This is a genomic window from Micromonospora sp. NPDC006431, assembly GCF_042870725.1.
GTDB lineage: Bacteria > Actinomycetota > Actinomycetes > Mycobacteriales > Micromonosporaceae > Micromonospora.
On the sequence record NZ_JBIAHQ010000007.1, the window covers coordinates 291,213 to 314,810 of the forward strand.

Annotated in this window: 16 protein-coding genes and 3 pseudogenes; 8 read left to right on the forward strand and 11 right to left on the reverse strand. The window is 70.0% G+C overall.

The features are described from left to right. Positions 1-54: 54 nt before the first annotated feature. Positions 55-1,857, reverse strand: a complete 1,803-nt coding sequence (gene ggt, locus ACFYM6_RS15880; protein ID WP_387275994.1) for a gamma-glutamyltransferase — start codon at positions 1,855-1,857, stop codon at positions 55-57. Positions 1,858-2,108: 251 nt separating this feature from the next. Between ggt and ACFYM6_RS15885 the strand changes: the two genes are divergently transcribed. The 6 genes from ACFYM6_RS15885 (at position 2,109) to ACFYM6_RS15910 (ending at position 13,012) form a co-directional block, all read left to right on the forward strand. Continuing rightward, the gene (locus ACFYM6_RS15885) at positions 2,109-2,888 is read left to right on the forward strand and encodes an alpha/beta fold hydrolase (protein ID WP_387275996.1); all 780 of its coding nucleotides are present in this window, start codon (positions 2,109-2,111) and stop codon (positions 2,886-2,888) included. Continuing rightward, a complete protein-coding gene (locus ACFYM6_RS15890; RefSeq protein WP_387275998.1) occupies positions 2,885-4,204 on the forward strand; it encodes a cytochrome P450 in 1,320 nt (439 codons plus the stop codon). Before ACFYM6_RS15885 ends, ACFYM6_RS15890 begins: the two co-directional genes overlap by 4 nt. A 387-nt stretch (positions 4,205-4,591) precedes the next feature. Beyond that, entirely contained in the window at positions 4,592-6,703 is a 2,112-nt protein-coding gene (locus ACFYM6_RS15895) for a PQQ-dependent sugar dehydrogenase (protein WP_387276000.1), read from the forward strand. A gap of 19 nt (positions 6,704-6,722) precedes the next feature. Continuing rightward, the gene (locus ACFYM6_RS15900; RefSeq protein ID WP_387276002.1) at positions 6,723-7,670 is read left to right on the forward strand and encodes a sugar phosphate isomerase/epimerase family protein; all 948 of its coding nucleotides are present in this window, start codon (positions 6,723-6,725) and stop codon (positions 7,668-7,670) included. A 548-nt stretch (positions 7,671-8,218) separates the two neighbouring features. After that, positions 8,219-11,674: a ThuA domain-containing protein gene (locus ACFYM6_RS15905; RefSeq protein ID WP_387276004.1), complete on the forward strand. Its 3,456-nt coding sequence runs from the start codon at positions 8,219-8,221 to the stop codon at positions 11,672-11,674. Positions 11,675-11,806: 132 nt separating this feature from the next. Further along, positions 11,807-13,012 carry a sugar phosphate isomerase/epimerase family protein gene (locus ACFYM6_RS15910; protein ID WP_387276006.1) on the forward strand — a complete coding sequence of 402 codons (1,206 nt, stop codon included), beginning with the start codon at positions 11,807-11,809 and terminating at the stop codon, positions 13,010-13,012. Positions 13,013-13,063: 51 nt separating this feature from the next. Here ACFYM6_RS15910 and ACFYM6_RS15915 read toward each other — a convergent pair whose 3' ends face one another. Next, positions 13,064-13,897: an NAD(P)H-binding protein gene (locus ACFYM6_RS15915; RefSeq protein ID WP_387276008.1), complete on the reverse strand. Its 834-nt coding sequence runs from the start codon at positions 13,895-13,897 to the stop codon at positions 13,064-13,066. Between the two features lie 88 nt (positions 13,898-13,985). Between ACFYM6_RS15915 and ACFYM6_RS15920 the strand changes: the two genes are divergently transcribed. Then, positions 13,986-14,918 (forward strand): AraC family transcriptional regulator, encoded by a 933-nt coding sequence (locus tag ACFYM6_RS15920; RefSeq protein WP_387276010.1) that lies wholly within the window; start codon positions 13,986-13,988, stop codon positions 14,916-14,918. Between the two features lie 63 nt (positions 14,919-14,981). Here the strand turns inward: ACFYM6_RS15920 and katG are convergent, their stop codons facing one another. The 4 genes from katG to ACFYM6_RS15940 form a co-directional block, all read right to left on the reverse strand. After that, positions 14,982-17,213, reverse strand: a complete 2,232-nt coding sequence (gene katG, locus ACFYM6_RS15925; protein ID WP_387276011.1) for a catalase/peroxidase HPI — start codon at positions 17,211-17,213, stop codon at positions 14,982-14,984. A 35-nt stretch (positions 17,214-17,248) separates the two neighbouring features. After that, on the reverse strand, positions 17,249-17,653 hold the full coding sequence (locus ACFYM6_RS15930) for a Fur family transcriptional regulator (RefSeq protein WP_357443689.1): 405 nt from the start codon (positions 17,651-17,653) through the stop codon (positions 17,249-17,251). A 140-nt stretch (positions 17,654-17,793) separates the two neighbouring features. After that, the gene (locus ACFYM6_RS15935; protein WP_387276013.1) at positions 17,794-18,345 is read right to left on the reverse strand and encodes a YciI family protein; all 552 of its coding nucleotides are present in this window, start codon (positions 18,343-18,345) and stop codon (positions 17,794-17,796) included. Positions 18,346-18,364: 19 nt separating this feature from the next. Next, complete coding sequence (locus ACFYM6_RS15940; protein WP_387276014.1) at positions 18,365-18,661, reverse strand: S26 family signal peptidase; 297 nt, start codon at positions 18,659-18,661, stop codon at positions 18,365-18,367. On the opposite strand from ACFYM6_RS15940, the pseudogene ACFYM6_RS15945 reads away from it, so the two are divergent. Next, positions 18,606-18,809 (forward strand): annotated as a pseudogene (locus ACFYM6_RS15945) (MauE/DoxX family redox-associated membrane protein); the annotation flags it as partial. The gene ACFYM6_RS15940 and the pseudogene ACFYM6_RS15945 overlap by 56 nt on opposite strands. Positions 18,810-19,119: 310 nt before the next feature. On the opposite strand, the gene ACFYM6_RS15950 reads toward ACFYM6_RS15945, so the two are convergent. The 5 genes and pseudogenes from ACFYM6_RS15950 to ACFYM6_RS15970 all read right to left on the reverse strand — a co-directional run bounded on the left by ACFYM6_RS15950 (position 19,120) and on the right by ACFYM6_RS15970 (position 23,331). Further along, positions 19,120-20,166 (reverse strand): aromatic acid exporter family protein, encoded by a 1,047-nt coding sequence (locus ACFYM6_RS15950; RefSeq protein ID WP_387276016.1) that lies wholly within the window; start codon positions 20,164-20,166, stop codon positions 19,120-19,122. 213 nt (positions 20,167-20,379) lie between these two features. Continuing rightward, positions 20,380-21,228: an RNA-guided endonuclease InsQ/TnpB family protein gene (locus ACFYM6_RS15955; protein ID WP_387276018.1), complete on the reverse strand. Its 849-nt coding sequence runs from the start codon at positions 21,226-21,228 to the stop codon at positions 20,380-20,382. A 245-nt stretch (positions 21,229-21,473) separates the two neighbouring features. Beyond that, a pseudogene (locus ACFYM6_RS15960) lies at positions 21,474-21,596 on the reverse strand (helix-turn-helix domain-containing protein); the annotation flags it as partial. After that, positions 21,597-21,995, reverse strand: coding sequence for an IS200/IS605 family transposase (gene tnpA, locus ACFYM6_RS15965; RefSeq protein ID WP_387276020.1), 399 nt, complete (start codon positions 21,993-21,995; stop codon positions 21,597-21,599). A gap of 88 nt (positions 21,996-22,083) precedes the next feature. After that, positions 22,084-23,331: pseudogene (locus ACFYM6_RS15970) on the reverse strand (IS701 family transposase). Positions 23,332-23,598: the final 267 nt, after the last annotated feature.

A 23,598-nucleotide genomic window follows, 5' to 3' on the forward strand; every position in this document is an offset into this window, starting at 1 on the left:
GACGACGCCAGGACGGCTCAAGCCTTTGCCTGAGCCGTCCTGGCGTTCACACCGTCAGTGGCTCGCCCAGCGGCCGACCACCGCTGCCGCGCCGCCGCCCCGGCGTACCGGTTCGGCCGCGGCGACCAGCCGGCCATCCGTCAGGAACTCGATACCGGTCGCGGCGCCGATCTCCTCGGTGGAAGAGAAGGCGTGCCCCGGGGGCAGCCCGTTGCCGTACGCGGTGATGAACGCCGGCTCGGCCTGAGTGCTGGCGCCGTTACGCTGCGACGCCCGCGGCGCCGCCAGCGCCTCCGGCAGGGTCATCCCCAGGTCGATCCGGTTGACCAGCATCTGCAGGACGGTGGTGATGATCGTCGCGCCGCCGGGCGTGCCGACAGCCAGGAACGGCCGCCCGTCGGCCAGCACGATCGTGGGCGACATCGAGCTGCGGGGGCGCTTACCCGGCGCGGGCAGGTTCGGGTCGGGCGCGGCGCCCTGGGTCGGCGCGAAGTTGAAGTCGGTCAGCTCGTTGTTGAGCAGGAATCCCCGACCGGGGACGACCATGCCGTTGCCACCGGTCGCCTCGATGGTCAGCGTGTACTCCACCACGTTGCCCCACCGGTCGGCCACGGTCAGGTTGGTGGTGCTCTTACGGTCGTCGCGGGTGTCGGCGACCGCCGCCGCCGAGCAACCGCCGTAGGCACCGTCGGGGACGCCGGGTGCGACCGGCTTGGGCAGCGCCGCCGAGGCAGCGATCTGGCACGCGCGCTCCTTGGCGAACCCGTCGCTGAGCAGTTCCTGGAGCACGCTCTGCCCGGTGTGGTCGCCGACGTAGCGGTTACGGTCGGCGAACGCCAGCGCGCTGGCCTCCAGGTAGTGGTGCATGGCCTGCGTCGCGGTCATCGACCGCAGGTCGAACTGCTCGAGGATGTTGAGCGCCTCCCCTACCGCGGTGCCGCCGCTCGACGGGGTGGACATGCCGTACACCTCGAAGCCGCGGTAGTCCGACCGGGTGGGCTCGGGGAAGCGGGTGCGGTAGGCGGCGAGGTCGGCGGAGGTCATCCCGGCGGGCCGGATCGGGTACGGCCACGACCCGACCGGCTGCGCCGCCACCGGCGGGTGCTGCACGGTGGCGACCACGTCGCGGCCGACCTCGCCCTGGTAGAACACGTCGGTGCCCCGCTTGGCGATCAGACGGTACGTATCGGCGAGGTCCGGGTTGCGGAAGGTGCTACCGACCGCCGGCGGCTGGCCGCCGGGCAGGTACAGCGCACTGGTCGAGCTGAACTGCCCGAACGCGGCCTGATTCGCGGCGACCTGGCTGGCGAAGGTCTCGTCGACGGGGAAGCCGTCCTCGGCGACCCGCGCGGCGGGCTTGAGCATCTGCGAAAGCGACCGGGTGCCCCAGCGGTCCAACGCGTCCTGCCAGGTCAGCAGCGTGCCGGGAACGCCGGCCGACAGCCCGCTGATCCGGGCCTCGTCGAACCGGTACGGCTGCCCGGTGGCCGGGTTGACGAAGCTGGTTTCGTTCATCGACGCCGGTGCCGCCTCGCGGCCGTCGATGGTGTGCACCCGCCCGCGCTTCGCGTCGTAGTAGACGAAGAAGCCGCCGCCGCCGATGCCGGCCGAGAACGGTTCGGTGACGCCGAGGGTCGCGGCGGCGGCGACCGCCGCGTCGACCGCGTTGCCACCGCGCCGCAGCACGTCCAGCCCGACGGCCGTGGCGGTGGCGTCCACCGTGGATACCGCGCCCCCGTATCCGACGGCCACCGGCTCCTTGGGCGGCTCGGCCGGCTTCGCCTGGGCGGGAACCGCGGTCCCGGCCACCAGCGCGCCCAGCGCGATGGTCGTGGTGATGAGGGCTCGAGGTCTCATGTGTTCTCCCCGATCGGCGTAGGTGGGATTCCTGCCTACCCTCCTCGCCGGGTGTAGGCAACCCGACAGTCGATATTGCGGAGGCCGGGTTCAGCAGCGGGTGACCATGACGCCCGGTCTGTCACGATCGCGACTGCACTTCCGTCCGGTTCCCCCGCAGACTACGGTCGCTGTCACATCGCCAGCGTTCACCCAGGCCGGGTTTCCGGTCGTTCGTCGCAGTGCTCTGCACAGCGGAAGGGGTCGCCGTCATGACGATCAGCCACAGCAGCGCCGGTGAGTCCGACGCCGGTCCGGTCGGTCACGGCCCGCACAAGGTGCTGGCGCTGCACGGGTGGTTCGGGTCGGCGCAGGGCTGGGGCTGGCTACCCGAGTTGATCGACGCCGAACGTTTCACCTGGGCGTTCCTGGACTACCGGGGATACGGCACGCGCACGGCGGTCGCGGGCGAGCACACCATCGCCGAGATCTCCCGCGACGCCCTGGACCTCGCCGACTCCCTCGGCTGGGACACCTTCTCCGTGGTCGGGCACTCCATGGGCGGTATTGCTGCCCAGCGGGTGCTCGCCGACGCCCCCGGCCGGGTGGAACGCCTCGTCGGCATCAGCCCGGTCCCGGCCGGTGGGGTGCCCTTCGACCTGCAGGGCTGGGCGCTGTTCGACGGCGCGGCCGCCAACCCGGACAACCGGCGCGCCATCATCGACCTCACCACCGGCAACCGGCTGTCCGGCCGCTGGCTGGACGAGATGGTCCGGTTCTCCCTCGATCACTGCGCCCCGGCGGCGTTCGGCGCCTACCTCACCGCCTGGGCGCGGACCGACTTCACCGATGAGGTGAAGGGCAATCCGGTACCGGCGCTCGCCGTCGTGGGCGAGCACGACCCGGCGCTGGGCGCGGACACGATACGCGAGACCTGGATGCGCCACTATCCCAACGCTCGCCTCGAGGTGCTCGCCAACGCGGGGCACTACGCCATGTACGAGACCCCGGTGCGGTTGGCCACGGTGCTCGAGGAGTTTCTCGGGCAGTGACCGTCGATCCGGCGCCCCTGGTCGACCCCCGCACCTATGTGGACGGCGTTCCGTACGACCTGCTCGCCGCGCTGCGCGCGGCCGGCCCGGTGGCGTGGGTCGAGGAGCCGCCGCTGCTCGGGCTACCTGGCGGTCCGGGCTTCTGGCTGGTGCTCCGGCACGCCGACGTGACAGCCGTGCTCAAGCAGCCACGGCTCTTCTCGTCCTGGCTCGGCGCCACCCAGATCCGCGACCCGGCCACGCCGGAGGATCTCGGTTACGTGCGGCGGATGATGCTCAATATGGATCCGCCGGAGCACGGCCGGCTGCGCCGGCCCGTCGCCCGCTCGTTCACCCCGCGCGCGGTCGCCGCGCTGGAGGCGTCGATCCGCGCGACCGCGGCGGCGCTCGTCGAGCGTACGTTGGGCGACGCCGACGAGGGGACCTGCGACTTCGCCCGTGACCTCACGGCCGACCTGCCGCTGCTCACGCTCGCGGACGTGCTCGGGGTGCCGGAGCCCGACCGCTGGCTGCTGTACGACTGGTCGAACCGGGTGATCGGCTTCCAGGATCCGGACCATGCCGGGTCAGCGGCGTTCGATCCGCGGGCCGGCACCGCCGCGGCCCGCGAGGCCCTGCGGCACCGGCCGGCCCCGGACGCCGACGGCCGGATACCGGACCCGCGCACCCGGGCCGGCATGGCCGACCTCTACGCGTACGCGCACCTGCTGGCCGAGTCGAAGCGCCGCAGCCCGGGACCGGACGTCATGTCCATCCTGCTGGCGCAGCAAGGGGAGGACCGGCTCTCGGTGGACGAGTTCGAGAACATGTTCTGGCTGTTCGCCGTGGCCGGCAACGAGACGATCCGCAACGGCCTGCCCGGCGCGATGATCGCCCTGCTGGAGCATCCGGCCGAGATGGCGCGGCTACGCCGGGACCCGGCCCTGTTCGACACCGCCGTCGACGAACTGTTGCGCTGGTGGACGCCGGTGATGGTGTTCCGGCGCACCGCCACGGCGGACACCGCCGTCGCCGGCGTACCGGTTCGGGCTGGGGACAAGGTGGTGGTCTCGTTCGCGTCGGCCAACCGGGACGAACGCGTTTTCGCCGACCCCGACCGGCTCGACCTCACCCGCCACCCGAACCCGCATCTGGTCTTCGGCCACGGACCGCACTTCTGCCTGGGCGCGCACCTGGCCCGGTGCCAGGTCCGCGCCTTGTTCGAGGCGCTGCTCGCGAACACCGCCAGCATCACGTACGCGGGTCCACCGGCTTACCTGCGCTCGAACTTCCAGCGCGGTGTGAAGCGCCTGCCGATCCACTGGCGACGCCGCTGATCAGGCTCCGGCCGCACCTTGCCGCTGGCCCGCTCGACACCGACCGGCGGGGAGTCGAAGAGGTCGGGCTGCGGCCAATTTCAGCGACCACACCAACTTTCGTCCGGGCGCGACGAAAGTCGGTGCCGCTGCGGTGAAAGCTATGGACATATAGACATTAGTTTTGTACCGTCGGCCGCGTGACCACGTGGTTCGTCGAGGTAGAACGCCATCGGCAACCTGTGCGTGACTGACCGCATGCCGCACCGCGGGCAGCGCTGATCGGCGCCGCGGTCGACGTCCCACGCGCCGCTCAGCAGTCCCCACCACCCGGATCGCCCACTCAAAAGGAACCAAAAAGTACGTCCCCGACCTGCCCCGACCCGTCCCCAGCCAAAGGAGAGGCAGATGAAGAGACGACTCTCGCTCGCCGTAGCGGGCCTGGCGACCATCACCCTCGTCGCCACACCAACCGTCGCGATGGCCCAGCCAGGCACGACAGACGCGCCCCCCGAGTCGAGCTTCCAGAAGGTGACCCTCAACGACCACCCGGGCGAGCCGATGGACCTCGCCGTGCTGCCTGACAGCCGGGTGCTGCACGTGACCCGCCCCGGGGAGGTCTGGCTGCACGACCCCGCCACCGGCCGCAACACCCTGGCCGCGACGCTGGATGTCTACCGGCACGACGAAGAGGGCCTGCAGAACGTCGCGATCGATCCCAACTTCGGCACGGCCGGAAACAACTGGGTCTACCTGTACTACTCCCCGCCGATGAACACCCCGGTCGACGACCCGTCGACCCCGAACGTCAACGAGGGCGACGCGCCGGCCTGGGGCACCCCCGCCGACTTCGAGCCGTTCAAGGGAGCGATCCGGCTCTCCCGGTTCCGGTTGGTCAAGGACAAGCTGGACCTGTCCACCGAGCAGCAGATCCTCGACGTACCGGTCGACCGGGGCATCTGCTGCCACGTCGGCGGGGACATCGTCTTCGACGCCAAGGGCAACCTGTACCTGTCCACCGGTGACGACACCAACCCGTTCGAGTCGGGCGGCTACACCCCCATCGACGAGCGTGCCGGCCGCAACCCCGCGTACGACGCGCAGCGCAGCTCGGCCAACACCAACGACCTGCGCGGCAAGATCCTGCGCATCAAGGTACGCGACGGCGGGGGTTACACCATCCCGGACGGGAACCTCTTTCCGGCGGGCACGCCGAAGACGCGGCCCGAGATCTACCTGATGGGCCTGCGCAACCCGTTCCGGATCGAGTTCAACCGACAGGCCGACGAGCTGTACGTCGCCGACTACTCGCCGGACGCGGGCGAGGCCGATCCGCAGCGCGGGCCGGCCGGGCAGGGCAAGTGGGCGGTCGTCCGCAAGGCGGCGAACTACGGCTGGCCCTACTGCGCCACCGCACAGCTGCCGTACGTGGACTACGACTTCGCCACCGGCCGGTCCGGGCAGCCGTTCAACTGCTCCGCGCCGATCAACGAGTCCCCGCACAACACCGGTCTGCGTGAGCTGCCGCCGGTGCAGCAGCCGGACGTCTGGTACGGCTACGGCACCTCTGCGCAGTTCCCGGAACTGGGCACGGGCGGCATCGGGCCGATGGCCGGGCCGGCGTACCACTTCTCCTACCCGACCACGCGGGGACGCGCCCCGGTGGCCTGGCCGGCGTACTACGACGGCATCCCGCTGTTCTACGAGTGGACCCGGGACTACGTGCAGGGCTTCCGCCTGAACTCTGGCGGCGACCTGAGCGGCATCGAGCGGGTGCTGCCCTCGTTCATCTTCGACAACCCGATGGACCTGGAGTTCGGCCCGGACGGCGCGCTCTACGTGCTCGAGTACGGCGACGGTTTCTTCAGCGAGAACCCGGACGCGCAGCTGGCCCGGATCGACTACACCGGCTGGAAGGGCAACCACACTCCGGTGCCCCAGGTCTCGGCCACGCCCACCAACGGGCTCGCACCGCTGACCGTCACGTTCTCCAGCGAGGGCACGACCGACTACGACGGCGACCGGCTGTCGTACGCGTGGGACTTCGACAACGACGGCAAGGTCGACTCGCGCGCGGCGAACCCGACGTTCACGTACCAGAAGAACGGTCTCTACAACGCCACCGTCAAGGTGAGCGACCCCGGAGGGCTGTCGGCCGCCGCGTCGGTCCGGGTCGTGGTCGGCAACGCCGAGCCCGTGGTGGAGCTGGTCAAGCCGGTCGCGGGCCAGCCGTTCAAGTTCGGCGACACCGTGCAGTTCGAGGTGCGGGTGACCGACGACCAGCCGGTGGACTGCGCCCGGGTCAGCGTCACGTACGTCCTCGGCCACGACTCGCACGGCCACCCGCAGACCACCGCCAACGGCTGCACCGGCTCGATCCAGACGACCGTGCCGTCCGGCCACGACCCGGAGAAGGACAACCTGACCGCCGTGTTCGTGGCGTCCTACACCGATCCCGGCGGCAACGGGCTGCCCGCCCTGACCGGGTCGGACGAGGTCGTCCTGGTTCCCACGAAGTAGCCACCCGGAAGGAGTCACCATGTGTTACGGATACGACGGGGAGGCCGCGCTGCGGCGGTCCGTCATGGACCGGCGAAGCCTGCTGCGCGGTTCACTGGCGGCGCTGGCCGGTGTCGGGCTCGCGTCGGCGGGGATCGGCGCGACGGCTGCGGCGGCGACCACCCGCACCACCGGGAGGCGGCACGTTCCGCCGGGCCTCATCAGCATCCAGCTGTGGACGATGCGCGACGCGTTGTGGGGTGCGCCGGGTTACGACGCGACCCTGACCCACCTCGCCAAGATCGGCTACCCGAAGGTGGAGCTGGCGCTCGGCTACTTCGGGCGCACCGCCGCCCAGCTGCGTCAGCTCCTGGACGGCATCGGCATCCGGGCCAGCTCCAGCCACGACGGGATCAGCGGTAACGCCGCCGAACTGGAGCAGAAGATCCAGAACGCGGTCACCCTCGGCCAGTCGTACATGGTGGTGCCCTACCTGTACTCCGAGCGCGCGGACGAATGGAAGCGCTGGGCGGAGCAGATGAACGTCGAGGCCGCGGCGGCGGCCAGGGCCGGCCTGCGCTACGGCTACCACAACCACGCCCACGAGTTCACGATCGACCTCGGCGGTGGCAAGCGCCCCTGGGACGTGCTGACCGCGGAGCTCGATCCCAAGCTCGTGCACCTCGAGGTCGACATCTACTGGGCCGTCACCGGCGGCATCAACTCCGGCGACGGCGTGGCCGACCCCGAGGGCTTCACCCTGGACGTCATCCGCTCCGCGCCGCAGCGTGTCCTGCAATACCACGTCAAGGACCGGCACGCGTCCGACGGCGACATGGCCGACCTGGGCACCGGCATGATCGACTTTGCCCGGATCTTCCGGGAGCACTCGGTGCAGGAGTACATCGTCGAGAACGACACCCCCGACGTGACGCCGCAGCAGACGGCCGAGATCGGTTACCGCTACCTGCGCAACGTGCGGTTCTGAGGAACCCCGGAGAGGAGTGTTGACGGACACCGGGGCCGGCGGGCGGACCAGGCATTCTGCCAATCGGCCGCAACTGCCGGTCCTGGTGTTCACCGCCCACCATGTGGTGGGCAACGAGTTGACCTCTTAAAGCCACATAAGCGGTGCGGCCAACTCCCTCGACAGAGGGAGCAATTCACTGTGGAAATGGCAGGACGACAGGGTCGTTCGCGTATTTCTTTTAGGCGGTCATGCCGCGGGTTGAAACTGTCGTGGCACTATCGACAGCCCGCCGTCCCCTGGGAATCCGCCGCCCTGCGCGCCGTCTGGCCGCGCCCGCCGGCCAGCGGTGGCGGTGCTCGTCGGAGCACTGACCGGCCGTATGCCGGGTGAGCAACCGCGGATGATGCCGGTAGCGGACGGGTTTTCTGACGAGCCTCATCGCCATCGAGACGACGTCGCAGAAATATGGAGTCGTCTAAATATTGACCCGGCGAAATGGATCTCGTAGGGTACAAGGAACGTGGAAAGCGCTTTCCTACTCCGTCCCCCCATTCAGGAGCGCGTGTATGAGACGCCACCGCACGCTACTTTTCGCCCTACTCGCGGCTGTCACCCTCGTGTTGTCGAGCACGCCGGCGACCGCCGCCGAATCCACCACCGCCGCCAATTTCCGGGTACTGGTCTTCTCCAAGGTCACGAACTTCTATCACGACTCCATCCCGGCGGGCGTCGCCGCCATCCGGCAACTCGGCGACCAGCACGGCTTCGCCGTCGAGGCGACCACCGACGCGGCCGCGTTCACCGATGCCAACCTCGCCCGGTTCGACGCCCTCGTGTTCAACAACACCAACTCCACCCCTGCCTCCGGCGACCTGCTCGACGCCGACCAGCGGGCTGCGCTGCAGAAGTTCATCCGCGGCGGCGGCGGCTGGGTCGGCCTGCACGCCGCCTCGGCGAGCGAGCGGGACTGGACGTGGTACGAGGGACTGGTGGGGGCCATCTTCGACACCCACCCGGACTTCTCCCGCACCGGGGGCACCTTCCCGGGTCGGATCAAGGTCCTCGACCACGCCCACCCCTCCACGAAGAACCTGCCGGAGCTCTGGGAGCGCAGCGAGGAGTGGTACAACTGGCGGACCAACCCCACCGGCAAGGTCCACACTCTCGCCCAGATCAAGGTGCGCGACGGCATATCCGGGCTGAACGAGGGCGCCGACCACCCGTACTCGTGGTGCCAGAACTACGACGGCGGCCGGTCCTGGTTCACCGCCGGCGGGCACAGCTCCTCCTCGTTCCAGGAGCCGGCCTTCCTGCAGCACCTCCTCGGCGGCATCAGGTGGGCGGCGGGCACCGCCCCCGGTGACTGCGGCGCCACCAGGACCGACAACTTCGAGCGGATTCCCCTGGTCAACCAGGACCTGTCCGACCCGTTCGAGCTGGCGGTGGCGCCCGACCGGCGGGTCTTCTACATCGAGCGCACCGGCGCACTGAAGGTCATCAACCAGGACACCCTCGCCGTCACCACCCTCCTGGACTTCGCCTACACGCCGGAGCAGACCAGCCAGTCCGACGGCCTGCTCGGCATGACCCTGGACCGGCACTTCGGCACGAACAACAGCTGGATCTACCTGCTCTGGTCCGACCGGGTGGAGAAGCAGCTGAACCTGTCCCGGTTCACCGTCGACGGCGACAGCGTCCGCCTCGACTCGGAGAAGCGCCTGCTGACGATCCCCACCTGGCGCGGTGAGGCGCGGGCCAACTCGCACATGGGCGGCTCGCTGACCATGGACAAGCAGGGCAACCTGTACGCCGCCATCGGCGACAACACCGACCCGTTCGAGTCCAGCGGCTTCACCCCCGTCGACGAGCGGGCCGGCCGCCGCGCGTACGACGCGCAGGGCACCGCCGGCAACACCAACGACCTGCGGGGCAAGATCCTGCGGATCAAGCCCCTGTCCAACGGCAGGTACGCCATCCCGGAGGGCAACCTGTTCGCCCCGGGCACGGCCAAGACCAAGCCCGAGATCTACGCGATGGGCATGCGGAACCCGTTCCGGATCACCGTCGACTCCACGACGAACGCGCTGCTCGTGGCCGACTACGGCCCCGACGCCCGGTCCGCCAACCCGAACCGCGGGCCGGAAGGGACCGTCGAGTTCAACCGGATCACCAGCGCCGGCAACTACGGCTGGCCCTACTGCATCGGCAACAACACCCCGTTCAACGACTACGACTTCGCCACCTCCACCTCCGGGCCGAAGTTCGACTGCGCCGCACCGGTCAACGACTCCCCCAACAACACCGGCCTGACCAGCCTCCCCGCGGCCAAGCCGGCGCTGGTCTGGTACGCCTACTCGGCCTCCCCCGAGTTCCCCGAGCTCGGCACGGGCGGCGGCGGCCCGATGGGCGGGCCCGTCTACGACTACGACCCGTCCAACAAACGGCTGACCAAGTTCCCCCAGTACTACGACGGCAAGTGGATCGTCTACGAGCTGACCCGCAAGTGGTTCAAGACGTTGTCGATCCACTCCACCGCCCAGACCTTCGACGATCCCCGCTTCAACCCCACCAACGTCGGTGACCTGCAGTCCATCAACGGCATCTTCGGCAACATGTCGTGGATCCAGCCGTTCGAGGCGGAGTTCGGGCCGGATGGCTCGCTCTACGTCATCGACTTCGGCGCGGGCAGCGGGAGCGGCCGGGGTGGCAGCAACGACGGCGCGGGCATCTACCGCATCGACTACGTCGCCAACAGCCGGCCGCCGGTGGCCAAGCTGACCGCCGACAAGGACAGCGGACCCGCGCCGCTGACCGTCGCCTTCTCCAGCGCCGGCACCAGCGGGCCGGACGGCACCGCGGTCCAGTACGCCTGGGACTTCGACGGCAACGGCAGCGTCGACTCCACCGCCGCCAACCCCAGCCACACCTACAGCACGCCGGGGCGCTTCACCGCCCGCCTCACGGTCACCGCCACCAACGGGCAGACCGCCGTCGCCGTACAGGAGATCACAGTCGGCAACACCCGGCCGACGGTGACCCTCAGCGTCCCCGACGGGGCCTTCTTCGACTTCGGTGACCGCATTCCCTACACGGTGACGGTCACCGACCCGGAGGAGAACAGCATCGACTGTTCGAAGGTGGTCGTGCAGACCCAGCTCGGCCACGACTCGCACACCCACCCGCTGGACAACTACATCGGCTGCACCGGGGTCGCGGTCACCGAGAGCAACGGCGGTGACGGGCACGGCCCGGGACAGAACCTGTACACCGTGCTCACCGCGCAGTACACCGACGGCGGGGCGGCCGGAGCACCGGCGCTGGTCGGCTCGACCCGGGCGGAGCTGCAGACCAAGCGCAAGGAGGCCGAGCACTTCGACGGCCAGAGCGGCGTCCAGGTGATCGACCGGGCCACCGCGAGCGCCGGCAAGCGCATCGGTGACATCGACAACGGAGAATGGATTAACTTCGGCCCGGTCAACCTCCGCGGCATCGACTCGGTCACCTTCGGCGTCGCCTCGGGCAGCAGCGGCGGCGACATTGAAATCAGGGCCGACTCCCCGACCGGCGAACTCCTGGGCCGGGCCACCGTCGGCGGCACCGGCGGCTGGGACAACCTCGTGTCACCCACCGTCGAGCTCACCGATCCGGGCCGGACGTGCACGCTCTATCTGGTCTTCGTCAACCCGAACCAGATGGGCGGCACCCCCGACCTGATGGCGCTGGACTGGCTGCGCTTCAACGGCGCCGGGGTGCGCGAACAGACCGACGCCACGGTGTCGGCCTCGGCCACACCCACCACGGGCACCGGACCGCTGCAGGTGGCCTTCACCGGCACCGCCGCACCGGCGGCCGGGCGCACCATCACGGACTACGCGTGGGACTTCGGCGACAACGCCGCGACCGTGCACGGCGCGTCCGCCAGTCACACGTACGCCCGCAAGGGCACCTACACCGCTCGGCTGACCGTCACCGACAGCCTCGGGGCGACCATGTCCTCGATCGTGGTCGTCACGGTGCGCTGAGCGTCCGGAGCGGGTGGCGGGGTGGGACGGCACCCCGCCACCACCGACCCGGCACCGCCGCCGTCCCTGTCGCGAGGGCCTGGCGGCCTACCACCTGACCAGTCTGAATTCCTCAGCTACCTGGGAGACGACATGCATGCCAACTCCGCCCGCCCGCCGCAGACCCGATCGAGACGAGCACGTCACCTGCTTGCCGCATCGCTCGCCGCGGCCCTCCTGCCGTTCACACCGGCTGCGGCGTCGGCCGCCGAAACAGCGAACGACGCCACCGGCGCCCAGGTAACCGAGCAGGTGGCCGCGGACAGCTGCCCGTGGGGTTACCTCACCTCGTCCACGGTCTTCTTCGGCCGGGGGGCCGACTCGGGCGTACCGAACCGCGATCTCGGCGACGGGTGCACGATCATGGACGCCGTCTGGGCCGAGGCGCCGTTCGCCAGCCACGGCCGCTTCGTGAGCCTGGTCAGCCGGCTCGCCAACGAGCTCAGGCAGGCCGCGATCCTCACGCCCGAGGAGAGCAGCAGCATCGTACGGGCGGCGGCCGACTCCGAGATCGGCACGCCGCAGCCCGCCTCCGGAACCCGTGCGGTACCCGACGAGCGGATCGGCCTCGTCCTCTACACGGTGCGGGCCACCATGCCGGCCGCGCCCGACGCCACCCTGGCCGCGCTCGCCGCCTGCGGCTACCGCAACGCGGAACCCTCCGGCGCGGTGAACAACTTCTACGGCAAGACGGCCACGGCGCTGGCACCCCTGGTCGCCGACGCGGGTCTGTCGGCGCCGTCGATCGGGATCGGCCTCGGCGACCTCAGAAACAACATCGACGGCGTCATCGCCAACGCCAAGGCGTTCGGCGCCAAGTACGTGCGGATCTCAGGTTCGGCCTCCTGGAAGCTCAACGACTACGCCCAGGTCGCGGCAACCCTCAACGCCGTCGGCGCGCGACTCAAGCAGGAAGGCATCACGGTCGCCTACCACAACCACGGATTCGAGTTCACCGCCCAGGACGGCACGCGCGGCTACGACGTGCTGGTGCGCGAGACCGACCCGAACCTGGTGGCAATGGAGCTGGACCTGTACTGGGCGAGCAGCGTCGGCGCCGACCCGGTGGACCTGATCACGCAGTACCCGGGCCGGTTCTCGCTGTTGCACGTCAAGGACATGGCCGCCGACGGGTCGTTCGCCGACGTGGGCGAGGGCACCATCGACTTCGCCCGCATCTTCGCCTACAGCGAGATGGCCGGCACCGACTACTACTTCACCGAGAACGACAGCCCGCGCCCGGACGGCGTCTCGTCCGCCTGCGACAGCTACGCCAACCTCCGCGCCCTGCGCTACTGACGTACGTCGCCGGCCCGCGACACGCCGCGGGCCGGCGAAGGCGTCCACCGGTTACGACCACATGCCCCTTGCGGCGGCCTCAGCGGCGTAGGTGCCGAAGTCGATCGGGTCGCGTCCCAGGATCCGCCGGACCGTGTCGGTGGGCTCGGCGAGGTATCCGGCGCGCATGCCCGCGAACATGGCGTTGAGCGCCGTGGCGGTAGCTTCCGAATGTCCCTGGGCCAGCAGTTCGGCCCGGTACTCCTCGGACGTCAGCTCCAGGTAGCGGATGGATCGGCCCGCCGCCTCCGCGATCATCGCCACCGCCGCGCCGAAGGTGAGCGCACGGGGGCCGGACAGCTCGTACACCTGCCCGTGGTGGCCGTCGGAGGTCAGCAGTGCCGCGGCGACGTCGGCGATGTCCTGGGCGTCGATGAACGGCTCCGGCGTGGCGCCCATCGGCAGGGCCAGCCGGCCCTCCACCAGCGGCTGGCGCCACAGGTCCTCGTCGAAGTTCTGGTTGAAGTTGTTCGGGCGGATGATCGTCCACTCCGCGCCGGAGTCCCGCACCGCCTGTTCGGCGGCGAGCATGCCCGGCGCGAAATCCTCGTCGATCCGGTCGATTCCGCGTCCGGAGAGCGCGACGAACCGGCCCACCCCCGCCTTCACCGCCCGCGACACGAAGTCGTCGGCCAGGGCCGGGTCTTCCGGCGCCAAGAGGTAGACCGCGGAAGCTGCCGCCACGGCCGGCTGCCAGGTGGTCGGCTGCGCCCAGTCGAATCGCACCTCTCCCGAGCGGGACGCCGCCCGTACCCGCCTGCCCGCCGCCCGCAGCGTGCGTACCAGGCGGCGTCCGGTCTTCCCGGTTCCGCCAAGTACGAGGATCTCATTCGTTGCTGTCGTCATGACCACGAGTCAACCGACCCGACCGCCGTCGGCACATGCCTGGCCGTACGCGGGGCATGTGCGATCGTCCGCGACCTATGGTGAAGTGATGGACCCCTTTGACAGCCTGCTGCGGGGCGTACGCGCGGAGGGCGCCGCCTTCGGCCGGTCGGTGCTGCCGCCGGCGTGGGCGTTGCGGTTCACCGACGGCGCGCCGGTGACGCTCTGCATACCCCTGCGGGGCGAGGGTTGGATCCTGCATCCGAAGTGCGACAAACCGCGGCTGGTACGGGTCGGCGAGGCCGTCGTGGTGCGAGGGCCGGAGCCGTTCGTGTTCTCCACCGAACCGCGGTCGAGCTTCCGGCCCGGGGAGCTTCGGGACGTCCGCTGCGGCGAATCGCAGCTGGCCGAGCCGCCGGACGCGGACCCGGCCGAGCACATGGTGCTGCTCGCCGGGGCGTACCACGTCCAGGGCCAGGCGCCGCAGCGGCTACTCGGCGTGCTGCCGCCGGTCCTGGTCGTACCCGACGACCACGACTGTTCGTCGCTGCGCGACTACCTGGACCACCAGCTCGGCGGGTGCCGCCCGGGTCGGCAGATCGTGCTGGATCGGCTGTTGGACTGGCTGCTGGTGTGCACCATCCGGGACTGGTTCGACCAGCCCGGCGCCGAGGCACCCCGGTGGTACAACGCGCTGAGCGACGACACGGTGGGACCGGCGCTGCGCGCCATGCACGACGCGCCGGGCAAGCCGTGGACGCTGTCCTCTCTGGCAGCTCTGGTCACAGTGTCCCGTACGACGCTGGTCAAGCGCTTCACCGAACTGGTGGGTGAGCCGCCCCTGACCTACCTGACCGACTGGCGGATGACGCTCGCTGCCGACATGCTGGCCGAATCCACCGCCACGGTCGCCGCCGTGGCGCGCCAGGTCGGCTACGCGGACGCGTTCGGCTTCAGCGCGGCCTTCAAACGCGCCCACGGGGTGAGCCCCAGCGAGCACCGCAAGCTCGCCGGAGGCGCCGCTGCTCACTCCCACGGTTGACCCGAACCGCCTGTTCTGGCCGTCCAGGCCGGCCCCCACCGAGGGCCGGCCTGGACGTGCGGATCAGGCGAGGTCGAACCGGTCGAGGTCCATCACCTTGACCCACGCGGCGACGAAGTCGCGCACGAACTTCTCCCGCGCGTCGTCACCCGCGTAGACCTCGGCGAGCGCGCGCAGCTCGGAGTTCGAGCCGAATACGAGGTCGACCCGGCTGCCGGTCCACTTGACCTCGCCGGTGGCGAGATCACGGCCCTCGAAGGTGTTCGCGTCCTCGGACGTCGGCTGCCACGCCGTGCCGAGGTCGAGCAGGTTGACGAAGAAGTCGTTGGTCAGCGACCCCGGGGTGGCGGTGAGGACACCCAGCGGCGACTGCTGGTAGTTGGCACCGAGGACGCGCAGACCGCCGACGAGGACCGTCATCTCGGGCGCGCTCAGGGTCAGCAGGTTCGCCTTGTCGATCAGCAGGAACTCCGCCGGCAGGTGGTTACCCTTGCCGACGTAGTTGCGGAACCCGTCCACCGTCGGCTCGAGCGCGGCGAAGGACTCCACGTCGGTCTGCTCCTGCGACGCGTCGGTACGCCCCGGCGTGAAAGGGACCTCGACGGCGTAGCCGGCGTTCCGGGCGGCCTGCTCGACGCCGACCCCACCGGCCAGCACGATCAGGTCGGCCAGGGAGACCCTCTTGCCGCCGGTCTGGGCGGCGTTGAACGCCTCCTGGATCTTCTCCAGGGTGTGCAGCACCGGCGCCAGCTCGTCGGGGTTGTTGACCTCCCAGCCGATCTGCGGCTCGAGGCGGATACGCGCCCCGTTGGCGCCGCCGCGCTTGTCGCTGCCGCGGAACGTCGACGCCGACGCCCACGCGGTGGAGACCAGCTGGGCGACCGTCAGGCCCGAGGCGACGATCTGGCCCTTGAGGGTGGCGACGTCCTCGGCGTCGACGAGCTCGTGCGTCACCGGCGGCAACGGGTCCTGCCACAGCAGGGTCTCGGTCGGGACCTCCGGGCCGAGGTAGCGCGCGATCGGACCCATGTCCCGGTGGGTCAGCTTGAACCAGGCCCGGGCGAACGCGTCCGCGAACTCGGCCGGGTTCGCCAGGAAGCGCCGCGAGATCTGCTCGTAGATCGGGTCGAACCGGAGCGCGAGGTCGCTCGTGAGCATCCGCGGTTCGCGGCGCTTCGACGGATCGTGCGCCTCGGGCACCATGTCGACGCCCGCACCGTTCTTGGGCCGCCACTGGTGCGCGCCGGCCGGCGACTGCATCAGCTCCCACTCGTAGGCGAAGAGGATGTGGAAGAACTCGTTGTCCCACCGGGTCGGGTGGTAGGTCCAGGTGACCTCGATCCCGCTGGTGATGGTGTCGGCGCCCTTGCCGGTGCCGAAGCTGTTCTTCCAGCCCAGGCCCTGCTCCTCGAGCGGGGCGCCCTCGGGCTCGGGGCCGACGTGGTCGGCGGGGCCCGCACCGTGGGTCTTGCCGAAGGTGTGACCGCCGGCGATCAGCGCGACCGTCTCCTCGTCGTTCATCGCCATCCGGCGGAACGTCTCGCGGATGTCGCGGGCCGAGGCGATCGGGTCCGGGTTGCCGTTCGGGCCCTCCGGGTTGACGTAGATGAGGCCCATCTGGACCGCGGCGAGCGGGTTCTCCAGGTCCCGGTCGCCGCTGTAGCGCTGGTCACCGAGCCAGGTGGTCTCCGGACCCCAGTAGACGTCCTCGTCGGGCTCCCAGACGTCCTCGCGGCCACCGGCGAAGCCGAAGGTCTTGAAGCCCATCGACTCCAGGGCCACGTTGCCGGCGAGGATCATGAGATCGGCCCAGGACAGGCTCTGGCCGTACTTCTTCTTCACCGGCCACAGCAGGCGGCGAGCCTTGTCGAGGTTCCCATTGTCCGGCCAGCTGTTGAGCGGCGCGAAGCGCTGCTGCCCGGCACCGGCGCCGCCGCGGCCGTCGCTGATGCGGTAGGTGCCCGCGCTGTGCCACGCCATCCGGATCATGAACGGGCCGTAGTGGCCGAAGTCGGCCGGCCACCAGTCCTGCGAGGTCGTCAAGACCTCCGCGATGTCCCGCTTCACGGCGGCGAGGTCGAGAGCCTGGAACGCCTCGGCGTAGTTGAACTGCTCACCGAGCGGGTTGGCCACGGCGGGGTTCTTGGCGAGGATCTTCAGGTTGAGGCGGTTCGGCCACCAACCGCGGTTGCCGCCGCCCTGCGTCGGGTGCGGGGCGCGTCCATGGGCGACGGGGCAGCGAGACTCGCTGCCCGCTTCCGCGTCGTGGACGACGGCGTCGTGGTTCTCGGACATCAGGTTCCTTCCGTGACGTGGCGGATCAGAGGGAATCAGGAATTGCCGGCGGTGGAACAGTCGGGGCACAGGCCCCAGTAGACGACTTCGGCCTCGTCGATCGAGAAGCCGTTGTCGTCGGACGCGGTCAGGCAGGGTGCCGCACCGACGGCGCAGTCGACGTCGGCGATGACCCCGCATGACCGGCACACGACGTGGTGGTGGTTGTCCCCGACCCGCGACTCGTAGCGAGCCACGGAGCCGGATGGCTCGATGCGCCGCACCAGGCCCGCGGCCGTCAGCGCGTGCAGGACGTCGTACACGGCCTGGCGGGACACCCCGGGGAGATCCCGGCGTACGGCACCGATGATCGAGTCCGTGTCGGCGTGCGGGTGTGTGTGCACCGCGTTCAGCACCGCCACCCGAGGACGGGTCACGCGCAACGCGGCCTCGCGCAGCATCTGCTGGAAGTCCAGGCTGGTGACCACGCCACGCAGTCTGGTCCGTTTTCTGGAATGAGTCAAGAATATCCGGGCAACATCACCGTGAGTGCGATCTCAATCACGGGTCGCCACCGAGTGGGTCCGCCGCCACCGTCGACTCATGCCGGCCGCCCACCAAACGCCCAGTCGTGCACCTCGATGTCGGCGTACCGGTCCGGGGTCAGGACCGCACGCGCCGCGTCCGGATCCGACGCCCGGAGCAGCACCGCGGTACCCAGCCAGGTGGCGCCGTCGTCAGACAGCAACGGCCCGTACGCGATCAGCTCGTCCCGGTCGGGCGGCACAGCGAGGTCGGCGGCCTGCCCGGCGCCGAGGCCGAGCACCAGATACCGGTTGCCCCCGGTCCGGCCTCCGGGGAAGTCCCACATGGTGCGCCCCAGCATGTTGCGCCACCGGCGCAGCAGCACGTCCCGGTACGCACCGGCCTGATAGTTGGGCTCGTCGAAGGCGAACGCCCGGGCGGCGGCGGAGTCGGGCAGGTCGACGATGTGCACGCTGCCGGTGGGCGTGTCACCGTCGTCGGCGAAGGTCGGGCCGCGGGCGATCATCTCCGCGGTATACCGGTCCATGTAGGACCAGTGCTCTTGCAGCAGCTCGCGGCGCAGGACCGCGGAGCCGAGCCGGTCACGGTGATAGCAGAAGAACTCCATGCCTCAGATCTTGACCGCACTACCGCAGGCGGCGCAGCACCACACCCAGCAGGCGGTCCGTGGTGACATACCCGGACAGGCGGGAGTCGAGCGAACGCCCGGGGTTGTCGCCCAGCACCACCACACGCCCGTACGGCACCCGGATACCGGGGGCACACTGCAGCGCCGCCACGTCCCGCGGTATCGGTCGCCCCCGCCGCGCTGGCGGTGACCTCGGCCGAGGCGCTGATCGGCTCGGGCTGGGCTGGTCGGTGGCGGCCGTGGTCGCCGGCTGGGCCACCGCCCGCGCCGGCACCACCCTCGTGCTCCTCCTCACGGGCCTGCTGCTCGCCGTCCTGACGACCGGTGTCGTACTCGCCGTACGCCGTGGCACCGGAGCCCGTTGTGCCTGCTTCGGAGCAACCGAGCGGCCGCTCGGCCGTCGCCATGTCGTCCGCAACGGCATCCTGCTGGCCAGCGTCGCCACCGCACTCGTGGCCGTGGCCCTCGGGGCGGCGTACCCGCTGGCGCCGGCCGGCGTGGCCGTCGCCCTGGCGGCCGGGGCGGTGGGCGCGCTCATCCTGATCCGTCTGGACGACCTGCTGAAGCTGTTCCTGCCGGTCAGCAGCGCCCGCCGATCGCACCCAGCCGCCGCGATCCCTGACCGGGGCCGCCGGGATCCCGCCCCACCACGGTGGCCGTCCCCCGCGGTGGCGAACACCGTCCAGGCCACAGACGGCACGAAGGGCGGGTGGTCCGCGAGGGGGCAGCGAGGCCGACGTGGCCGGGCGGGCGCTACCGACCGTTCTCGTCGCCGGTGGCTGTTTCGCGGACCAGCTGGTTGGCGTCCTGTGGGCTGGCGCCGGTGGCGCGCAGCAGGTCGCTGGCGGCGCTGCGGATCTGCACGACAACGGTCCCGCCGAACTCCCGCGCCTGGGCGCGGTCCGCTTGTCCGGCCAGCCGTGCGGCTTCGAGAACGGACTGCCGGGTCTGTCCGGACGCTCGGCCGGTGGTGCAGTCGCCGTGCAGATACGTGAGCGCGTCACCCAGGGCCGTGACGGCCTGATGCAAGGCCGGCGGGACCGGTTCGTGATATTCGAGCAGAGTAACGACTCGGCGGGCCATCACCCGGACGTTGGTGGTGAAGGCACGGAGTTGGTCGGCGGCGGCCCGGTACTGCCGGTAGCGGCTGCGCCGGTGGCGCCACCACGGCGCGATGCTCACCATTTCCTCGGCCCCCCGCAGCGCTTCGTCGAAGTGCTTGGCGTCGGCGGCAACGGCGTTGAAGCTGTCCAACGCTCGCACGGCCAGGTCCCGGTCGCCGGCCGCCAGCGCCTGGGCGGTGGTGTGGATGGCCGCGGCGAGATCGGTGAAGAACGGCTTGGCGGCACGACGTACGCCCCGCAACGGGTCGAAGGGCAGGAGCAGCGCCACGGCGAGGAAACCCATCGACGCACCCACGGCGGCATCAAGGATGCGGGGCAGCTCGAGGCTGCGTTGATTGCCGGACAGAGTGGCGAACAGTGTGGCAGTGGCACCGGCCTGACTCACCAGGGCACCACTGCGACCGGCGACCAACAGGGCGAGGGCGACGGAACCGGAGACAACTACCGCAATCTGCCACGCGCCGCTGCCGACGAGATACAGCAGGGCATCGGCCACCGTGATGCCCAGCCCGACCCCGATGAGCAGTTCCACCGTCTGTCTGGTGCGCTGTCCCGTGGCGGAGGCGATGGTGGCGAGAGCGGCCGCGGGCGCGAAGACCGGCGCGTCGCGGCCGAGGAAGTCGGTGGCGATGATCCAGGCCCCAGCCGTGGCGAGCCCAGCCTGAACGGAGATCAACGCAATGGGCGCCAGCTGCCGGGTAGCGAAAAATTGCCGTACGGCCGGCAGCGACCATGCGCGGCCGGGGTGCCCCGCCGGACGACTGGGACGCCGGCCGGGGGCACCCGGATTAGCCATGCGGCGGCTTTCCCACTCTCGACGAAATTAGTCAGGGGACTTGACTTCCTCCCCACGCCTGAAGGGCGGGGGATTCCCGTGGCTGAGGCGTGTTCACGCCGCAAGCCGTTCGGGTGGTTGGCGCTTCGTAGACAGCCCTGCGGCGAGGTCTCCGCGCCCTGTTACCGCCAGCCCGGCGGCGAGTATGTTCTTGGCCGCGTTCACGTCGGCGTGGTCCTGATGCCCGCAGGCGACGCACCGGAAGACCGCTTGGCTCTCGCGGGACTCCGGGGCGACATGCTTGCAGGCGTGGCAGGTCTGCGACGTGTACGCGGGGTTGACCTTTTCGATCTTTGCCCCGTGGTAGCGGGCGGCGTGTTCCAGCTTGAGCAGGAATCCGCCCCACCCTTTTGACAGGATGGCCCGGTTCAGGCCAGCTTTCTGGCGGACGTTACGGCCGGGCTGCTCTACGGTGCCCTTCGCGCTGGCGGTCATGTTCTTGATCCGCAGACGTTCGACAGCGACCATGCCGTGCTCGCGGACCAGACGCACGGCGGTCTGCGCGGCGAAGTCAGCCCTGCGGGCCCGGATACGGGCATTCAGCCGGCCGAGTTGCGCACGGGTAGCATCCCGACGTTTCGACCCGCGGTTGCGGCCATGGACTCGCAGCGACCGGGACAGACGCTGCTGCAACCGCTTGAGCCGGGCCGCCTCGCCGGGGATGACGAACTCCCGATCGTCCAGACCCCCGTCAGAGGTGGCCACCGCCACGGCCACACCCCGGTCCACCCCGACCGGCGGCTTACCGTTCGGCGCCGCTTCGGTCACACCGTCCTCGACGCAGAACGAGATGTACCAGCGCCCACCGTCGCGGGAGACGGTGACGTTGCGGATAGTGCCGCCGAGCGGGCGGGTCCACCGGAACCTGACCAGCCCGAACTTCGGCAGCCGTACCTCACCCACCGGCGGTTCAACCGCCGCACGCTGATCTGGTCGGGGTCGGGAAACCGGAACGACGGGGCCGCGCGGGCTTTGGACCGCCAGCGCACCTTCCACGTGCCATGCGTCTTACACGCCCGCTCCAGGTCCCGCAGGGTCTGCTGCAACGTATGCGACGGCGCCTCGACCAGCCACGCACAGTCCGGGTCCTTCTTCGCCTCGGCCATCTGCCGCGCCTGCTCGTTATAGCCGATGAACCCACCACGGCGGCGGTACTCACGCCGCTGCTCCAACCCGGTGTTCCACACCGCCCGACACACCGCACCGACCTGTTCGGCGTAGTCGGCCTGCTCGTCGGTGAACGCGAGCAGGTAGCGGCGGCCGGTCAGCATTCAGCGGCCCTTCTGCTGCTCAACGTACCGCTCCACCGCTGCCAGTGGGGCACCACCGGTGGTCGCCACAAAGTACGAGTTCGTCCACAGGGTAGGCAACCGCGAACGCAGCGACGGAAACTCCACCCGCAACACCCGCGACGTCCGTGCCTTGATCGCCTTGACGAGCTTGTGGACACCGAACTGCGGGTCCACCTCGACCAACAGGTGAACCTGGTCGGGCATGACTTCCAACGCCACCAACCACGCCCCTTTCTCCTCCACCACCTCACCGATGAGCTGCTTCAACCGCTCCTCGATCCGGCCGCCGAGCACCCTGCGTCGGCACTTCGGGCACCACACGACATGGAATGCGCACTGGAAGACGACGTTGCTGTTCGACCACAGGGCAACGGACACCCACGCAATACACAGCATTGCGCAATCTACTGTCCGTCCGAAATCGACACTCTATCCCCACAGCTAATACTCCAGCCGGAGATGTTGATCAGGGCTCGGTGAGGGCTTGTCGGGCGTAGTGGCTGGCTTGGGCTCGGGCTTGGTGGCGGCGTCGCCAGATCGACCATTTGAGCTGGTCAGCGTGGCGGCGGCCGGGTTAGATGATCAGTGCGTTGAACAGGTGGCGTAGCTCGTTGACAGTCAGCGGGATCAGTCCTTGTTGGGCTGTGTTGGTGGCGCGGACGGTGGTGGTCGCGGCGGCGAGGAAGGCGTGGGCGAGGATCGCCAGGGTGGTCCACCGGTGCCAGGAGCGCCAGCGCCGGTTCTGGTGCTGGTCCAGGCCGAGGGCGGTCTTCGCGGTCTGGAATGACTCTTCGATCTTCCATCGGCGGCCGGCCACGGACACCAGCGCGTTCAGCGGCACTGGCTCGGGTGACCAGCAGCGGTAGAAGGCCAGCTCACCGGTGCGCCGGTTGCGGCGGATCAGCAGCCAGTGGCAGCCGGCGTGTGCGTCGGTGTGCGTGGGCAGCGGCATCCAGGCCCAGTCGTAGTAGCGGTACCCCTTCGCGCCGGGACCGGCCGAGACACGCTGCCAGGCGGCGCGGGGCATGCCGGCGGCGACCTGGTCGACCCGCCGGGCGCCGATACCGGTGAGCACCTGGTGGGAGCAGGCCACCGCGAGGACGTAGCCGAGGCGCAGGCCGCGGAGCGCGGCGGCCAGCCGCGGGTCACCGCCGTAGGCCTCATCGCCGGCCACCCACCGGCACGGCAGCCCGTCGGCGACAGCGGCGTCGATCATCCGCGCCGCCAACTGCGGCTTGGTGGCGAACCTGATGTCGTCGGGGACGCCGGCCTCGCTCCTGCGTGACGGGTCCTCACACCACACCTTGGGTAGGTAGAGCGCCGCGTCGATCAGGGCGTGACCGGCCTCGGTGGCATAGACCAGATGCACCGCCAGCTGACAGTTCTCGATCTTCCCGGCAGTGCCCGAGTACTGGCGCTGCACCCCGACGGTGTGACGGCCCTTCTTCAGATCTCCCGTCTCGTCGACGACCAGCACCGCGTCCGAGTCACCCAGGTGTTCCGCGACGAACCCCCGCACGTCAGCGCGGACCTTCCCGTCATCCCACTTCGCCCGAGCGAGCAGGTCCTGCATCCCGTCCGGTGAGGCGTCCCCAGCGTGCTCGGCGATCGTCCAACAGTTCTTCCGCGGCAGCGGCGCCAACAGGCCGCGCACAAAATCCCGCACCCGCCGGCGCGGCTCCGGCCTGCGGAAACGCACCCCGATTGTCAACATCAGCTCGTCGAACAACACCCGCTACCGCTGGGCGTCTACCCTGTAAGCCGCAGCCACCGCCGCGTCATGGTCAGTCCACACAACCGTCCATGCTCGACGGTGGCTGCTTCCGGTCCAGCCCCGGGCGAACCCTCGCCCCGCCTCAGATCAACATCTCCGGCTGGAGTACTAACTTGATCTTTAACCTGTTGGGCGGCGGCATCGACCCCGGCTGATCATGAGGACAGCCCTTGATCGATCATTCCTCTTGTCTAGGGAAGAAGATCG

Coding starts and splice junctions, on each gene's coding strand:
- ggt (WP_387275994.1), bottom strand. CDS start 1,857: ATGAGACCTCGAGCCCTCATCACCACGACCATCGCGCTGGGCGCGCTG.
- ACFYM6_RS15885 (WP_387275996.1), top strand. CDS start 2,109: ATGACGATCAGCCACAGCAGCGCCGGTGAGTCCGACGCCGGTCCGGTC.
- ACFYM6_RS15895 (WP_387276000.1), top strand. CDS start 4,592: ATGAAGAGACGACTCTCGCTCGCCGTAGCGGGCCTGGCGACCATCACC.
- ACFYM6_RS15900 (WP_387276002.1), top strand. CDS start 6,723: ATGTGTTACGGATACGACGGGGAGGCCGCGCTGCGGCGGTCCGTCATG.
- ACFYM6_RS15905 (WP_387276004.1), top strand. CDS start 8,219: ATGAGACGCCACCGCACGCTACTTTTCGCCCTACTCGCGGCTGTCACC.
- ACFYM6_RS15910 (WP_387276006.1), top strand. CDS start 11,807: ATGCATGCCAACTCCGCCCGCCCGCCGCAGACCCGATCGAGACGAGCA.
- ACFYM6_RS15915 (WP_387276008.1), bottom strand. CDS start 13,897: ATGACGACAGCAACGAATGAGATCCTCGTACTTGGCGGAACCGGGAAG.
- ACFYM6_RS15920 (WP_387276010.1), top strand. CDS start 13,986: ATGGACCCCTTTGACAGCCTGCTGCGGGGCGTACGCGCGGAGGGCGCC.
- katG (WP_387276011.1), bottom strand. CDS start 17,213: ATGTCCGAGAACCACGACGCCGTCGTCCACGACGCGGAAGCGGGCAGC.
- ACFYM6_RS15930 (WP_357443689.1), bottom strand. CDS start 17,653: ATGCTGCGCGAGGCCGCGTTGCGCGTGACCCGTCCTCGGGTGGCGGTG.
- ACFYM6_RS15935 (WP_387276013.1), bottom strand. CDS start 18,345: ATGGAGTTCTTCTGCTATCACCGTGACCGGCTCGGCTCCGCGGTCCTG.